The sequence below is a fragment of the Mycobacterium sp. 5-140-3-2 genome, assembly GCF_035666375.1.
Taxonomy (GTDB): domain Bacteria; phylum Actinomycetota; class Actinomycetes; order Mycobacteriales; family Mycobacteriaceae; genus Mycobacterium; species Mycobacterium intracellulare.
Genome location: NZ_CP142025.1, coordinates 741,678 through 757,380, shown reverse-complemented (window position 1 = coordinate 757,380; position 15,703 = coordinate 741,678). Strand labels below are relative to the sequence as shown.

Here is a 15,703-nt window from a genome sequence, read left to right as displayed (position 1 = left end):
CTCGTGCTGACCCTCAAGGCCGCCGGGCTTCTCGACGTTGACAGCGGCGAGATCCTTCGGCCCGGCATCGTGCGGATCGAGGGTGGCCGGATCGTCGGTGTGGGGGGCGAGCCGGAAGGCGAGCTCATCGATCTCGGCGACCAGATACTGCTGCCCGGGTTGATGGACATGGAGGTCAACCTCTTGATGGGCGGGCGCGGCGAGACGCCCGGGCTGTCCCAAGTGCAGGACGACCCACCGACGCGGGTGCTGCGCGCGGTCGGCAACGCCCGACGCACGCTGCGCGCCGGGTTCACCACCGTGCGCAACCTCGGCCTGTTCGTCAAGACCGGCGGATACCTGCTGGATGTCGCGCTGGGCAGGGCGATTGACGCGGGCTGGATCGAGGGGCCCCGAATCGTCCCGGCCGGTCACGCGATCACGCCCACCGGCGGGCACCTGGACCCGACGATGTTCGCCGCGTTCATGCCGGGCGCACTCGAGCTCACGGTCGAAGAGGGCATCGCCAACGGCATCGACGAGATCCGCAAGGCGGTGCGATACCAGATCAAACACGGCGCCGCATTGATCAAGGTGTGCGTTTCGGGCGGCGTGATGTCGTTGACCGGCGAGGCCGGCGCACAACACTATTCGGACGAGGAACTGTGCGCGATCGTCGACGAGGCGCACCGGCGCGGGCTGCGCGTCGCCGCGCACACGCACGGGGCGGAAGCGGTCAAGCACGCGGTCGCGTGCGGTATCGACTGCATCGAACACGGCTTCCTCATGGACGACGAGGCCATCCAGATGCTGGTCGACAACGACCGGTTCCTGGTGACCACCCGCAGGCTCGCCGAGGCGATGGACGTGTCCCGCGCGCCGAAGGAGTTGCAGGACAAGGCCGCCGAGATGTTCCCGAAGGCGAAGACGTCGGTCAGGGCCGCCTATGAGGCCGGCGTGAAGATCGCGGTCGGCACCGACGCGCCGGCGATACCGCACGGCAAGAACGCCGACGAACTCGTCACGCTGGTGGAGTGGGGTTTGCCGCCTTTGGCGGTGCTGCGCGCGGCCACCACCACCGCGGCCGAGCTTATCAACAAGACCGACCGGGGGCGCCTCGCGACGGGCCAGCTCGCCGATATCATCGCGGTGCCGGGAAATCCGTTGGAGGACATCACCGTTACCCAAAACGTCAGCTTCGTGATGAAAGGTGGCAAGGTCTATGTCGACCCCCGGTCAGCCTGAAGGCGGCCCAACCAAAACCGACGACCTCGTCGAGATCCAGCAACTGCTCGGCCGCTATGCGGTGACCATCACCCAGCAAGACATCGACGGTCTCGTCGCTGTCTTCACCCCGGACGGAACCTATAGCGCGTTCGGCGAAACCTACAGCCTGAGTCGATTCCCGGAGCTGGTGGCGGCGGCCCCAAAGGGCTTGTTCCTCACCGGGACTGCGGTGGTCGATCTCGACGGTGACGCGGCCAGCGGGACCCAACCGCTGTGCTTCATCGACCACTCCAGTCACGACATGCGGATCGGCTACTATCGCGACACCTATGTGCGAACCGCCGACGGATGGCGCCTCAAGACCCGCGCGATGACGTTCATCCGCCGCAGCGGTGTGCACGATTCCGGGCGCCCGCACGCCATCGGGCGTCCCGCCGGTGACTCGGCGTCCCAGGCAACGACCTAAGGAGCCAACCAATCGACAGTGCGGTGAATGTCGAGCAGTTCCGGGCGGACCTGCGCGCGTGGCTCGACGACAACGATCTGACACCCGGGCCCGACCACTCGCTGCAGGGCCATATGCAGCAGTTCGCCCGGGTCAGTCGCGCGCTCTACGACGCCGATTGGATGCGCTACGGCTGGCCGGAGAAAGTCGGCGGATTGGGCGGTCCGGCGGTGCTGCGGGCGGTCGTCGGCGAAGAAGTGGTGGGCCGTCGGCTGGCCGAACCCGGCCCGTACTCGATGCTCGAGGTGCTGGCACCCACCATGATCGACTACGCGCCCCCGGAGCTCGCCGCGGAGATGGTGCCGCGGCTGCTGAGCGGCGAAGAGCAATGGTGTCAGGGCTTTTCCGAACCGGGATCCGGCAGTGACCTCGCGTCGCTGACCACTCGCGCAACCCAGCAGGGCGACAACTGGATCGTCAACGGACAAAAGGTGTGGACCAGCTTCGCGCAGTTTTCGACGCGGTGCGTCCTGCTCACCCGCACCGCGCCCGGCCACGACGGCATCACCGCCTTCTTCGTCGACCTCGACACCCCCGGCATCACCATCCGGCCACTGCGCACGATGCACGGCGTCGACGAATTCTGCGAGGTGTACTACGACGACGTGGTGATTCCGGCGAGCAGGATGCTCGGCCGGCCCGGGGACGGCTGGCGGCTCGCCATGGACCTGCTGCCCTATGAGCGTTCCTCGTGCTTCTGGCAGCGAATCGCCTACCTCTACTCCCGGTTCGACGACCTGATCGCCGAGGCATCCGAGATCGGTGAGCCCGACGAATCCGCGCTGGGCGGAGCCTATCTGGCGCTGCACACCCTGCGCTGCCGTTCGCGCGCCACCCAGCACCGGATGCGCGACGGGGCCCGCCTGGGCCCGGACACCTCCATCGACAAGGTGTTGTTGGCCGCCGCCGAGCAGCGGCTCTACGACACCGTCCATGACCTGTTGCCGGGGAAGCTCGAACTCGAAGACACACCGTGGCGTTCGGAGTACCTGTACTCGCGCGCGGCGACGATCTATGGCGGTACCGCCGAGATCCAGCGCAATATCATCGCCCGCCGATTGCTCGACCTCGGGAAGGAGTGACCGTGACGCCTTCGCCGGACACCGAGTCAGACCCCGAATCGCTGCGGCTGCTGGCCGACTCGCTGCGGACGACGATGGGCGCCGCCTCCGGAGCCAAGCTCGACGCCGCACTGACCGACCTCGGCTGGCGCGACATGCTCGAGGAAATGCCCGACGCCGCAATACCGTTGGTCTTCAGGCTGCTCGGCGAGACCGGCTCGCACGCGCCCGTGCTCAACGATGTGCTGCTGTGCGCGGCCGGTGATGCGCCCGGGGGCGCGCTTCCGCTGCCGTTCGCCGGCGGGTCCTGGGTGCTGTGGGAGCGTCGCGACGAGTCCGACGCTGCGATCGACGAGCTGCTTCCCATACACCCTGTGCCGCAAGGCGATCCATTGCCGTCGGCCGCGCTGCACGCGGGATGGCGCGCCCTTGGCTGGTGGCTGGTCGGCACCAGCCGCGCCATGCTCTCGCTGGCCCGTCAACATGCCCTGGACCGCGTTCAGTTCGGTCGCCACATCAGCTCCTTCCAGGCGATCCGACACCGTCTGGCCGAGACGCTGGTGGCCATCGAGGGCGCCGAGGCGACGCTGCAGGCGGCCACCGAGTGCGACGACGAGGGGCTGGCCGCACTGCTGGCCAAAGCCGCGGCCGGCCAGGCGGCGCTGACCGCCGCGCGGCACTGCCAGCAGGTGCTCGGCGGTGTCGGATTCACGGCCGAACACCCGCTGCACCACCACATCAAGCGTTCGCTCATTCTCGACGGACTGCTGGGAAGCGCGCGAGAACTCACCCGCGAGGCCGGAAGAGCTTTGGTGACAACGGGTTCCGCCCCACGGCTTGCCCAGCTGTGACGGATCGGCCCGCGCGGTGCCGATCGGCGGGCCTCTTCTCGGCGGCGTCCACGTAGACTCGTCCCGACACCATAAGGATGGGACGCAATGAGTCACCCCGACGCACCGCGCAACGAGGCCGGCGTCGCCTCGCTGCTGCTGGGCCTGGTCGGGCTCATCACGTGTTGGATGATGCTGGGGGTGCCGTTCGGTATCGCGGCGGTGGTGACGGGCGACGTCGCCCGGCGGCGCGTCGCCCGCGGGGAGGCGAACAATCCCCGAACCGCGTTGGCGGGAATGGTTTTAGGCGTGATCGCGATACTGGTCGGTCTCGTCGCCATCGGCTATTACGCCAGGCTGGACGTCGCCAGGCACTGACGCGCGGATCAATTCCGCGGGAGCCCCAGCACGCGTTCGGCGATGATGTTGCGCTGAATTTCCGAGGTGCCGCCGGCGATGGTCGCGGCGAACGTGCGCGCGTACCGGTCGAACCAGGCGCCGTAGTGGCTGTCCAGGTTGAGTGGGGCGAACGGGGCGGTGACCCCGTGCAACGCCAGTCCCTCCCCGCCCTTGGCGCCCAGCGCGTCTTCGCAGGCGCGTTGCATTGCCTCCGATCCCAGCAGTTTGAGCACCGACTGGGCCGGCACGTCCTCTTCGCCGCGCGCGGCTTTGGCCAGCGTCGCCGACCCGAGCAGTCGCATCGCGTAGAAATCCATCACCAGCGTCGCGTAGCGATCCCGCTGGACGGGCCCCGCGGGCCTGGACTCGACGGTCAGCGCGTGCAACATGTCTGCGTAATCCAGCCACAGCATCGCGCGTTCGTGACCGAGCGAACCGGTCGCCACGCGCCAGCCCGCGTCGAGCTCCCCCACCAGGTTCTCGGCCGGCACCCGCGCGTCGGTGAAGAAGACCTCGTTGAAGTCGACGTCTTCGATGTCGCCCATCGACGCGAATGGACGGCGGACCACACCGGGGGTGTCGGTCGGAATCAGTAACGCGCTGATGCCCTTGTGCTTTGGGGCGCCCGGATCGGTGCGCACGAACGTCAACAGCACGTCGGCGTGATGGGCGCCCGATGTCCACACCTTCTGCCCGTTGACGACGAAGTGGTCGCCGTCAAGCACCGCACGGGTTTTCAGCGACGCGAGGTCGGATCCCGCGCCCGGTTCGCTCATGCCCAGTGACGCGGTGATCTCCGCCCGCAGGATCGGCACCGCCCAGCGCTGCTTCTGTTCGGGGGTGCCGAACGTCAACAACGACGCCGCGATGATGCCCACGCCCTGCGGGTTGAAGCTTTGATAGATCCGCCGTCGTGACAACTCTTCTTGGTACACGTATTGCTGCAGCAGCGTCGCGTTGCGCCCGCCGAACTCGGGCGGGTTGCCGGGCAGTAGCCATCCGCTGTCGAACAGCAGGCGTTGCCAACGGCGGGCCCACGTAGGGATGTCCGAACTCGACCGCGGCCGGTCGAGTGCCTCGGCCTCGGAAGGCAGATGTTCATCGAGGAACGCGATGAATTCGGCGCGGAACGCCTCCACGTCGGCGTCAAACGTCAGCTGCACGGCACTTCCCGAAATGGTCCTGAGCGCAATCGCGCCGCCGGTAGATCACGCTTTCCGCCAGCGGCGCGGTTCACTCTTGCGATTACGCTTCCATACACACGTCTAAGAGAATAGTATTCTCGTGGTAAGAAAGTTACAATCTCCGACACGTGATCCGTGAGGGGGTCGAGCGCAGCGATGTCACGGCGTTCTCCGGTAGAGTCCAACCATGTTCTCCCAGCGCGGCAATCACCTGAGTCGGCCGTGACCAGTCCCAGCGAAGAGCCGGCCTGGAAGCAACGCGCTGTCGAGCGGTCCATCAAGACGGCGAAACTGCGTGCGGCGCAACGTGTTCAGCGCTTCCTCGACGCCGCCCAGGCCATCATCATCGAAAAGGGCAGCACCGACTTTACCGTCCAGGAGGTCGTCGACCGCTCCCGTCAGTCGCTGCGCAGCTTCTACCTGCAGTTCGACGGCAAGCACGAGCTGTTGCTGGCGCTGTTCGAAGACGCGCTGAGCCGCTCGGCCGACCAGATCCGCGCCGCCACGGAAAGCCACACGGATCCGCTGGAGCGGCTGCAGGTCGCCGTGCAACTGCTGTACGAGGCCTCGCGCCCGGATCCGACCGCCAAGCGCCCGCTGTTCACCGACTTTGCTCCGCGGCTGCTGGTGACGCATCCGGCCGAGGTCAAGGTCGCGCATGCTCCGCTCCTGGCGTTGCTGACGGAACTGATGGACGCGGCTCACGATGCCGGCAAGTTGCGTAACACCATCAATCCCAAGCGCGTGGCCGCCATGACCATGCAGACGGTGATGTTCATCGCGCAGTCCAGCGGCGGCCCCGACGACGCGACGACCCACCCCATCACCGCAGAAGAGGTATGGGACTTCTGCTCGCGCGGTTTCGTCGCGTAGCACGCCCCCACGGGCCGTAATCTTCCTCACTCCGGAGCTGAGCAGATAGCGCACGCCGTTTGCCCGGGAGAATGAGATTCTCTAATATCTAGAACCACAAATGGCCGAAACGGATTCGCCATTGACACCCGTGTTGGCCGAATGACAGAGTTCAAAAGCGGCAAGACCCACGATCCGGGGACGCGATTGTTCTCCGCGCAGGCGAGCCGATCAGATCAAGTCAGGAGTTGAGGTAGCCATGACCGGACGTGTTGAGGGCAAAGTCGCCTTGGTCACCGGAGCGGCGCGCGGTCAGGGCCGCAGCCATGCGGTGCGATTGGCGGAGGAGGGCGCCGACATCATCGCCGTCGACATCTGCAAGCCCATCCGCGAGGGCGTGCTGGACACCGCGATCCCGGCGTCGACGCCCGAGGACCTCGCCGAGACCGCCGACCTGGTCAAGGGGCACAACCGCAGGATCTTCACGGCCGAAGTCGACGTGCGCGATTACGACGCGCTCAAGGCGGCGGTCGACAGCGGCGTCGAGCAACTCGGCCGGCTCGACATCATCGTGGCCAACGCCGGAATCGGCAACGGCGGAGAGACTTTGGACAAGACCAGCGAAGAAGACTGGACCGAGATGATCGACATCAACCTGGCCGGGGTGTGGAAAACCGTGAAAGCCGGTGTGCCCCATCTTCTGGCCGGCGGTCGCGGCGGATCCATCATCCTGACCAGCTCGGTCGGAGGGCTCAAGGCCTACCCCCACACCGGCCACTACGTCGCGGCCAAACACGGTGTCGTCGGGCTCATGCGCGCCTTCGGAGTTGAATTGGGACAGCACATGATTCGCGTCAACTCCGTGCACCCCACGCACGTCAAGACCCCCATGCTGCACAACGAGGGCACGTTCAAGATGTTCCGGCCGGACCTGGAGAACCCGGGCCCCGACGACATGGCACCGATCTGTCAGCTGTTCCACACGCTGCCGATCCCGTGGGTCGAGCCGATCGACATCAGCAACGCCGTGCTGTTCTTCGCCTCGGACGAGGCGCGCTACATCACCGGTGTGACCCTGCCGATCGACGCGGGTAGCTGCCTGAAATAGAGTTCCGTCCCATGGACGGATTTCTGTCTGGCTTCGACGGCCGCGGGGCCGTGGTCACCGGCGGTGCCAGCGGCATCGGCCTGGCCACGGCCACCGAATTCGCCCATCGCGGCGCCCGCCTGGTGCTCTCCGACGTCGATCAACCCGCGCTGGAACAGGCGGTGAACCGGCTGCGCGGCGAGGGTTTCGACGCGCACGGAGTGGTCTGCGACGTCCGGAATCTCGACGAGATGGTTCACCTCGCCGACGAAGCCTTCCGGTTGCTCGGCAGCGTCGACGTCGTTTTCAGCAATGCCGGCATCGTCGTCGCGGGGCCGATCGGCCAGATGAACCACGACGACTGGCGCTGGGTGATCGACATCGACCTATGGGGATCGATCCATGCCGTCGAGGCCTTCGTGCCCAGGTTGATCGAACAGGGCAGCGGCGGGCACATCGCCTTCACCGCGTCCTTCGCCGGGTTGGTGCCCAACGCCGGTCTGGGGACGTACGGCGTCGCCAAATACGGTGTCGTCGGACTCGCCGAGACACTGGCGCGTGAGGTCAAGGCCAATGGCATTGGCGTATCGGTGTTGTGCCCGATGGTCGTGGAAACCAAGCTGGTCTCCAATTCCGAGCGAATCCGGGGCGCGGACTACGGGCTGTCGGCCAGTCCCGAGGGCGCGTTCGGGACGTTGCCCACCCAGGACGAGAGCGTCAGCGCCGACGATGTCGCGCGGCTGACCGCCGATGCGATCCTGGCCAACCGGCTGTACATCCTGCCGCACGCGGCGGCCCGGGCGTCCATCCGCCGCAGGTTCGAGCGCATCGACCGGACCTTCGACGAACAGGCCGCCGAGGGCTGGACGCACTAGGTCGACGGGCCCAGCCGGTAGTCGCCGGTCCGCGGGTCGTGATACCACCCGCTGGAGGCCTGGGTGCCGCCGTCGATGTGCAGCGTCTGGCCGGTCAGATAGGCCGCCATGTCGGAGGCCAGAAATACTGCCGCGCTGGCGATTTCGTCGACATGGCCGGGACGGCCCAGCGGCACCATGTCGCGCATGGCGCTCGTCGCGGCCTCGCCGCCGAGCTGCGCGAGCCCCTCGGTGAGCGTGATGTCCGGGGCTATCGCGTTGACCCGGATCCCGTGCGGCGCCAACTCCAGCGCCGCGGTCTTGGTGTAGTTGATGACACCGGCCTTGGCGGCCGCGTAGGCGGCGTAGCCCGGCGCCGCGCGCACGCCCTCGATCGAGGTCAGCGAGACGATGCTGCCGGACAGGCCCTCGGACACCATCTTCCGGGCGACGCGCTGGCTGCACAGCAGCACGTGGCGCAGGTTGGCGCGATAGAGCGCGTCCCAACCGTTTTCGCTCGTTTCCAGCAACGGCGAGGAGAACACGCCGCCGGCGTTGTTCACCAGGATCGTCGGCGTGCCCAGTTCCGCGATGGTGCGTTCCAGCGCGGCATCCACCTGGCCGCCGTCTCGGACATCGGTGACGATCCCCAGGCCGCCGATGGATTCGGCTGCCTGTGCGCAGGTTTGGGGGTCGCGCTCCCAGATCGCCACCCGAGCGCCGAAAGCCGTCATTCCGGCCGCGATGCCGCGGCCGATGCCCGCGCCCCCGCCGGTCACCACCGCGACGCGGCCGGTCAGCAGGATGTTCGAGGGGTCGATCGCCATCGTCGATCAGCCGTGCATCGCCGGCGCGCGGCCGATGACACCGTCGGATTCCAGGCCGGCGATCTCGGCGTCGGACAACCCGAGCCCGGCCAGCAGCTCGCGGTTGTGCTGCCCGAGCAGCGGCGCGTGCTCGGTGTGGAACTTGTCGGGCCCTGCTGAGCATCTCATCGGCACGGTGCTGAGCCTAGCCGGACCGTTGACCGGGTGGTCGACCTCTTCGAAGAAGCCGCGGAACGCCAACTGCTCCAGCTCGGTTTGACGATGCGGTTGCATGACCTTGGCCACCGGCACTCCGGCGTCCCAGAGGGTTGCGACGATCTCGTCGCGGCTGCGCCGTTGGCACCAGGCTGCGAGTTGTTCGTCGATCAGATCGTGGTGCTCACTGCGGCCGGCGTGCGTCGTCAGCCCGGGATCCGTTGCCCAGGAGGGTGATCCGATGGCGCGACACAGCTTCGCCCACTGATCGTCGGTGGCCACGGCGATGGCGACCCAGCTGTCGAGCCGGCCGAATTCGTCGATATCCGCGCTGAGGTAGAGGTTCTGCGGTGCGGCCGCCGGTCCACGGTTGCCGGCGCGCTCGAGCAGCGCCCCGTACGCCGAGTACTCGAGGACCTGCTCGGCCGAGATGCTCAGGGCCGCATCGACCATTGCCGCTTCGACGAACACGCCCTCGCCCGTTCGGCGGCGATGCTCCAGCGCCAGTAGCAGGGCGTTGGCCGCGTGCACACCGGCATTGGGGTCACCGATCGAATACGGGTCATAGGGTGTGCGGTCCGGGTAGCCGGTGAGCCAACTGACTCCGGAGGCGGCTTCGATGACGTAGGCGAAGGCGGGATTGTCACGCCATGGCCCTTCGAGGCCGAAGCCGGGCATCCGCACCATCACCACGTCGGGCCGAATCGATTGAACGGTGGCGAAATCCAGCCCGATCTGGTCCAGCACCCGGGGGGTGAAGTTTTCCACGACGACGTCGCAGGTGGCGATGAGCCGGCGCAACAACTCCCTGCCGCGCGGGCTCTGCAGGTCCAGCGTCAGACCCTTCTTGTTGGTGTTCAGCGCCTCGAAGATCGGCGACTTCTCCCACCATTGCTCCTCGGTGACCGGCACGCCGGCGATCAGCCGCGTGCCGTCCGGCCGTCGCGTCGATTCGACGTGGATGACCTCGGCGCCGAGCATCGCCAGAAAGTGCGTGGCGCAGGGTCCCGCCCAGAATGTCGTCATGTCCAGCACTCGAATGCCGCTGAGTGGCAGTGCTTTTGCTACGCCCGTCGGAGTAGGCCGGGCGGGGAGGTTCGCGGCCCGGTAATGCTCGGTGTGCGCCCCCAACCGCGGCGCCGGGCGCGGTCCGCGCAACTGCGCCGGCCGCATCCGGTAGGGGTGACCCGGCTGCTGGTAGCCGTCGCGCGGATTGCGGACGAACGAACCGCGTTCCACGAACTGATCGAACGACGTGACGTTGGCGCCGTTGGCTACCGGCGCGTTGGGAATGCGGAACGCCGAAGCGAGTTCCCGGATTTCGGCGACCGTGGTGTGGGCCAGCCAGTCGAAGAGCTCCTCGGCGTGGATGTTGGCCTGCTCCGTGATCGACAGCGGCGATTCCTCGTCGATCCACTCCGGGTGGCCCACCATCGCGCACAAGTCGAACCACTGCTGCGCGGTCCCGCAGCCGAGGTCCACCAGTCCGTCTTTCGCCTGAGCCACGCCCGGAATCGTCGGCCGTCGCATGTCCCGCCACGGCCGCCCGAGCACCTCGAAGTACGACACCGGGTAATAGGTGAGACACAGGATCTGCGTCTCGAGCATCGACAGGTCCAGCAGTTCCCCTGGCCCGCCGTCGAAGCGGCGCCATCGCGACGCCAGGGTGGCCGCGCTCGCGTAGGCTCCGGCCAGGTACTCGCCGACCTGACCGCCGACGAAGACGGGCGGGCGTTCCTGCTCGCCGCGGCCGAGCCCGACGATTCCTCCCGACCACGCCTGCAGCGTGAATTCCGTTGCGGCGCGGTCACGCCAGGGGCCTTCCAGCCCGAACGGCGTGATCGCCGTGACGGTCAGCTGCGGGTGCCGCCGGTGGATGGCGCGCGGCGCGAAGGCCGGGTGCTCGGCCACGTTCGAACCGGCGGACCAGACCACCGCGTCCGCGGAGGCCAGGAGCCGGTTCACCAGCTCGGCGTCGTCCTCGTCGGAGGGGTCGGCGATGACGCTGTGTTTTGCACCGGCCAGGAAGCCGAACAACGCGCCGTCGTCGCCGGGCGCGATGGGCACTCCCGAGGCAGACCATTTGCGCAGCGGATCTCCTTGCGGCGGCTCGACTTTCACGACATCGGCGCCACCGTCGCAGAGCAACTTGGTGCAGTAGGCGCCCGCTATGCCGGTGGACAGATCGATCACCGTATAGCCGTTCAGTGGCGGTTCGACCCGGGATGGCGTCACGAGTTCTTTTTCTTCGCTTTGGCTTTTTTGCGGGCTTTCTTGCTCAGGCGCCACTCGGCGGGAAACTTGCCGTCGTTGTCTTTGACCGCATCGCCCAGCCCCTGTTCCATGGCGTCAGCGAGCGTCAGTTCGTCACCGACATCCGGGCGCACCATGGCGCCCATCGACTCGAAGACACCGCTGAGCATGCTGCCCAGATACTCGCCCTGGAACTGCTTCATGATCTCGAAGAAGACCTTCTGCATGAAGACGGTGTCGGTGGGGCGGTTGCGGGCGCAGGCCAAGGCGTACTTCTCGACCTCCGCCTCGAGTTGGTCCCTGGGCACCACGCTGTTGAGGAAGTTGCAGTCGTACATCTCGGCGGCGGTGAAAGCCCGTCCGGTGAACACCATTTCCTGGAATTTGCGGATGCCCATGGTCTGCGCCCACCACCACATGCGGGGACCCCAGCCGTAATACCGGAACGACGGATGCCCGAACAGGGCGTCGTCGCTGGCGATCACCAGGTCCGCGTCGGCGGCCTGGTAGAAGTGCCAGCCGTAGCAGTAGCCCTTGGCTTCGAGGATGCTGATCTTCTTGAAATCCTGCAGGCCGCGGATGCCGGAATTCGGATTGGCATACCACTGACCGAGCGTGGCGCCGTTGCGAAACGAGCCCTCCGGCGGGTGCCTGACCTCCTGGGCACCGATCCGGTATTCGGCGAGCCGCGGCCCTTGGTCGGCCGCGGCACGGACCCGCATCACCTCGACCAGGTCCGCACCCGAGCCGAGGTCGTCGCCGGCTCCGCGGACCACCAGGACCTTGACGTCGTCGTCAATGCCGGCGCGGTGCAACAAATCCGCGTAGCGCAGGCGCGCGGCGATCGTCGGCGCGTTGAGGTAATCCGGGCGGTCGAACGTGATCGTGGCGATCCGCGTCTCGGCGTCTTTGTCGTACCGGATGATCTCGTCGGCCGGTGGCTCTGCGGGATCGGTCATGGCTAGGGCTGCCAGAACGGGCTGGCGGTGAGCACTTCCGGACCGTCGGCGGTGATCAGGACCGCTTCTCGCCCGAATACCGCGCCGACTCCTTCTTCCCAGACATAACCCGTCACGGCGAGCACCATCCCCGGTTCCAGACGTTCGCCGGCCGCGGTGGCGGGCAGATGCTTGGAGACGACGGGTGGGTCGAACCCCATGCCCAGGCCACGGGCGACCGGCATCGGTGGGTCCGGCTCCCCCGCGGCGTGGTACGCGGCCATCAGCTCGGCCGCGCCGGCGCCGGGCCGACAGGCCCCGATCAGCCTGTCCCACAGGCTGTCCCAGCGCCGATAGAGGGCCGCGGCACCGCCGGGAACCTGCTTCTTGCCGGCCGGCCAGGTGCGTCCCACCTCGCCGACGTACCCGCCGGCCAGGACTCCCGCGGAGAACGCCACCAGATCGCCGTCCTGGATGCGGCCTTGAACACGGTCACCGCCGTCGGCGCGCCGCCACGGGTGCGTGCGCGAGGTCGCCCACGCGACGTCTTGATTCGACGGCGTGCTCACGCCGCCGGCCGCCGAGGCCTCCAACACGACGCCGGCCAGCGCTTGTTCGCTCACCCCGGGCCGCAATTCCGCGACCGCGGCCGCCAGGGCCGATTCGGCCACCGCGACGGACTCCCGCACCGCGGCGATCTCTTCCGCCGTCTTGACGCGGCGTGCGGCCCGCATCGCGAGCTCGCCGTCGATCAGCTGGGCGTTGGGGAATGCGGTCGGCAGCAGCTGCGCGAAAACCGGTGAGAGCGCGTCGGTTCCGACCCGCTGTGCATCGGCCGCGCCGTCGATGCGCTGCAGCGCCGACATGGTGTTCACCGGGTTCCACGAGATGCCGTAGAGGTTCTCGTGGGGGATGTCGTCGGGCACGCCCTCGTCCCACGTGCTGAGGAGGTGCACGGCACCTGTCTCCCGCACCACCACACAGGTCGGACCGAACGGCCGGGTGCCGGCGACCCAAAGCTGCGGCGCGCCGGTGACGTAACGGACATTGGCTTGCCGGCCGAGGACCAGGACATCGAGGTCGTGCGCGGCCATCTGGTCGAGCGCCCGCTGGCGACGCCCCGAGCGCAGCGCGCGCTCGTCGGGCAGGACTTCAGTTCCCATAGGGGTCATAGGGGTAGTCGGTCAAACGGATCCAGCCTTCCTCGGTGATCACCAGGACCTCTTCGCTGCGGTAGCCGCCGGTGCCGTCCTCCCACACCACGGGCTCCAAAACCAGCACCATCCCGGATTGAAGGACGAAATTCTCGTCGAACTCCTGGCCGAGATCCGTTCCGATCATCGGCATTTCGGCGGCATTGACGCCGATGCCGTGGCCCAGGTAGAAGTGCGGCAGCCAGGGCTTGGTGCCGCCGTTGGCCTTGATCGCGGCCCGGCCGAGGTCCGCCGCGGTGGCGCCGGCCTTGGCGACACCCAGGACGGCGGTCATGATCTCGAACCAGCTGTCGAACTGCGCCTGTTGGCGCGGGGAGGGGTCCCGCCCGACGATCCAGGTGCGTCCGAAGTCCGAGCAGTAGCCCTGGTAGGTGATGCTGACGTCGGTCCACAGCACGTCGCCCTCGGCCAGCTCGCGCTCGGTGCTCAGCAGCGGCAACGCCAGGTCGCCGTGCGTGGTCCACACGCCCTCGGCCTTGCTGGGCGGCATCACCTGCCAGATCGGTTCGAGCATGCTGGCCGTGGCGCCCAGCTCGAAGGCGCGTCGCAAAAAGCTTGCCGACAAATCGATCTGACGTATCCCGGGCGCCAGCCGCTTCTGCACCTCGACCATGGCCTCGTCGGTGATCCGGATGGCGGTGCGCATGCACGACAATTCGTCCGGGGTCTTGACCGACTTGGCCGCGCTGACGACGGCCGCGGCGTCGACGGGGGCCCCGTTCGGGAACAGGACGTTCGCGGCGCGCGACATCGCCCCCGTGCATTCGTCGACAGCGACCACCGATTTGGCCGGGATCAGCTCGGCGAGTGTCCGCGCGAAATGGGCCACGCCCTCGTCGAATTCGAGATAGACCGGCCCGTGCAGGTGGTCGGCGGGCAGATCCGACTCCTGTGCGGCCCCCTCCCGGAACGGGAGGAACAGGTGCGGCCACTCGTCGTCGGCGAGCACCACGGCCACCGGGCGCTCGACATAGGACAGTCCGGCGTCGCCCAGTGGCCAACTGGCGCCGGTGGCGTAGACGACGGCGTTGTTGCCGAGCAGGATCATCGCGTCGACGCCGCGTTCGGTCATCGCCGACCGCAGCCGCGCTCCCGTCTCGCGGCGCAGGCGCGCCAGGTCGGGTGTTTCGGGAATCACCAGTCCGTTGCCTCTGCTGGTGCCCAGGTCCGCGAGCGTCTTCACTACAGGCCCAAGAACGTTGTGATGTTGTCGCTGACGATCTTCTTCGCGTTCGCCGGACCGACGGCGTCGACAACGGCCTTCAGCGACTTCTCCGAGTAGCCATAGGTGCTTTCGTTGTGCGGGTAGTCGCTGGACCACATCACCCTGTCCACCCCGATCTGGTCGATCAGCTGCAGGCCCAGGGGGTCGACCATGAACGACGCGCTCATGTGGGTGTCCCAGTAGTAGCGCACATCGTGCTGCAGCGGCCGGTTGAACATGTGCTGATAGGACGCGACCAGGTGCTCGGCGTCCTGCAAAGCCCATGGCACCCAGGCGATTCCGCCCTCGAACCAGCCGATCCGCAGCCCGGGATGATCGTCGAGAATTCCGGTGAAGAGATACTTGGCGAACTGCTCGCGGAAGCCGTCGACGTTGATCATCATGCCGACCACCACGCTGTTGAACTGACACGGGGTCTTCGGCGGGGTCTCGCCGATGTGGTGGGTCACCGGCAGGCCGGCGGCCTCGATCTCGTCCCAGACCGGTTTCATCGCGGTACTGCCGTAGTCGATGATGTTGCCCTCGTCGTCCTTGCCCGGGTTGAGCGGCAGTAGGAACGTCTTGAGTCCCAGGGACTTCAGCTCTTCGAGGGTCTTGCGGGTCCCCCGAGGGTCCCACCAGTTGATCAGGCCCGCACCGTAGAAGTGGCCGCCGGAGCGCTCCTGCAACTCAGCGATGTATTCGTTGTAGATGCGGAAGGCGAGCTCGCGAAGTTGCTTGTCCGGGTAGTGGAACAGCGCCAGCACCGCGTTGGGAAAAGCCAGTTCCTTCTCGACCCCGTCGTCATGCAATTCCTGAATCCGGGCCTCGATGTTGGTGCTGGCGGCGCCGGGCAGGTCGTCGTACTGCATCAGGACCGCGCTGAAATCACCCGGCAGGAACGACTGTCCCTTGCGGCCGACCTGGTAGGCGCCCTCCTCGTACCAGATCCGCGGTGCCTTGTCCTTCAGGTCTTCCGGGAAGCGTTGGTAGAAGATGTCATCGGCGAGCGAGATGTGGTTGTCCGCCGAGAAGACCACGGTCCCCGCGGGCAGGCCCACATCGCTGCCGGCGGCGTGGCCGCGCCGGTCCTT

The 15,703-nt window shown here is 67.3% G+C and carries 14 protein-coding genes and 2 pseudogenes; 8 read left to right on the top strand and 8 right to left on the bottom strand.

From position 1 onward, the window contains the following. Positions 1-3 precede the first annotated feature (3 nt). From P6281_RS03840 to P6281_RS03820, 5 genes are all read left to right on the top strand, one after another. Positions 4-1,224, top strand: coding sequence for a metal-dependent hydrolase family protein (locus P6281_RS03840; RefSeq protein ID WP_014383848.1), 1,221 nt, complete (start codon positions 4-6; stop codon positions 1,222-1,224). Then, positions 1,202-1,672: a nuclear transport factor 2 family protein gene (locus P6281_RS03835; protein ID WP_014383847.1), complete on the top strand. Its 471-nt coding sequence runs from the start codon at positions 1,202-1,204 to the stop codon at positions 1,670-1,672. The genes P6281_RS03840 and P6281_RS03835 overlap by 23 nt, the downstream gene beginning before the upstream one ends. A gap of 23 nt (positions 1,673-1,695) precedes the next feature. Further along, complete coding sequence (locus P6281_RS03830; RefSeq protein ID WP_014383846.1) at positions 1,696-2,793, top strand: acyl-CoA dehydrogenase family protein; 1,098 nt, start codon at positions 1,696-1,698, stop codon at positions 2,791-2,793. Beyond that, positions 2,790-3,623, top strand: coding sequence for an acyl-CoA dehydrogenase family protein (locus P6281_RS03825; RefSeq protein ID WP_014383845.1), 834 nt, complete (start codon positions 2,790-2,792; stop codon positions 3,621-3,623). Before P6281_RS03830 ends, P6281_RS03825 begins: the two co-directional genes overlap by 4 nt. An 87-nt stretch (positions 3,624-3,710) precedes the next feature. Continuing rightward, positions 3,711-3,980, top strand: a complete 270-nt coding sequence (locus tag P6281_RS03820) for a DUF4190 domain-containing protein (protein ID WP_008253654.1) — start codon at positions 3,711-3,713, stop codon at positions 3,978-3,980. An 8-nt stretch (positions 3,981-3,988) separates the two neighbouring features. Here the strand turns inward: P6281_RS03820 and P6281_RS26115 are convergent. Beyond that, positions 3,989-4,399, bottom strand: a pseudogene (locus P6281_RS26115) (acyl-CoA dehydrogenase family protein); the annotation flags it as partial. A 159-nt stretch (positions 4,400-4,558) separates the two neighbouring features. Beyond that, positions 4,559-5,140: pseudogene (locus tag P6281_RS26110) on the bottom strand (acyl-CoA dehydrogenase family protein); the annotation flags it as partial. Positions 5,141-5,407: 267 nt separating this feature from the next. Between P6281_RS26110 and P6281_RS03810 the strand changes: the two are divergent. From P6281_RS03810 to P6281_RS03800, 3 genes are all read left to right on the top strand, one after another. Beyond that, positions 5,408-6,058: a TetR/AcrR family transcriptional regulator gene (locus P6281_RS03810; RefSeq protein WP_008253652.1), complete on the top strand. Its 651-nt coding sequence runs from the start codon at positions 5,408-5,410 to the stop codon at positions 6,056-6,058. 238 nt (positions 6,059-6,296) lie between these two features. Next, on the top strand, positions 6,297-7,145 hold the full coding sequence (locus P6281_RS03805) for a mycofactocin-coupled SDR family oxidoreductase (protein WP_014383844.1): 849 nt from the start codon (positions 6,297-6,299) through the stop codon (positions 7,143-7,145). Positions 7,146-7,168: 23 nt separating this feature from the next. After that, a complete protein-coding gene (locus P6281_RS03800) occupies positions 7,169-7,999 on the top strand; it encodes an SDR family NAD(P)-dependent oxidoreductase (protein ID WP_026071475.1) in 831 nt (276 codons plus the stop codon). On the opposite strand, the gene P6281_RS03795 is transcribed toward P6281_RS03800, so the two are convergent. Genes P6281_RS03795 through P6281_RS03770 form a run of 6 tightly spaced genes read right to left on the bottom strand, consistent with a single transcriptional unit; the run spans position 7,996 to position 15,649 of the window. Further along, positions 7,996-8,805, bottom strand: a complete 810-nt coding sequence (locus tag P6281_RS03795; protein ID WP_014941300.1) for an SDR family NAD(P)-dependent oxidoreductase — start codon at positions 8,803-8,805, stop codon at positions 7,996-7,998. The two genes, P6281_RS03800 and P6281_RS03795, sit on opposite strands and share 4 nt — an antisense overlap. A gap of 6 nt (positions 8,806-8,811) precedes the next feature. After that, complete coding sequence (locus tag P6281_RS03790; protein WP_036458227.1) at positions 8,812-11,235, bottom strand: CaiB/BaiF CoA transferase family protein; 2,424 nt, start codon at positions 11,233-11,235, stop codon at positions 8,812-8,814. Then, a complete protein-coding gene (locus tag P6281_RS03785; protein WP_009952191.1) occupies positions 11,232-12,212 on the bottom strand; it encodes an enoyl-CoA hydratase/isomerase family protein in 981 nt (326 codons plus the stop codon). Before P6281_RS03785 ends, P6281_RS03790 begins: the two co-directional genes overlap by 4 nt. Before the next feature lie 2 nt (positions 12,213-12,214). Then, positions 12,215-13,354 (bottom strand): M24 family metallopeptidase, encoded by a 1,140-nt coding sequence (locus tag P6281_RS03780; protein ID WP_014379162.1) that lies wholly within the window; start codon positions 13,352-13,354, stop codon positions 12,215-12,217. Beyond that, positions 13,344-14,588: a M24 family metallopeptidase gene (locus tag P6281_RS03775; RefSeq protein WP_014383841.1), complete on the bottom strand. Its 1,245-nt coding sequence runs from the start codon at positions 14,586-14,588 to the stop codon at positions 13,344-13,346. Before P6281_RS03775 ends, P6281_RS03780 begins: the two co-directional genes overlap by 11 nt. Beyond that, positions 14,588-15,649, bottom strand: a complete 1,062-nt coding sequence (locus P6281_RS03770) for an amidohydrolase family protein (protein WP_026071473.1) — start codon at positions 15,647-15,649, stop codon at positions 14,588-14,590. The genes P6281_RS03775 and P6281_RS03770 overlap by 1 nt, the downstream gene beginning before the upstream one ends. Between the last annotated feature and the right edge of the window lie 54 nt (positions 15,650-15,703).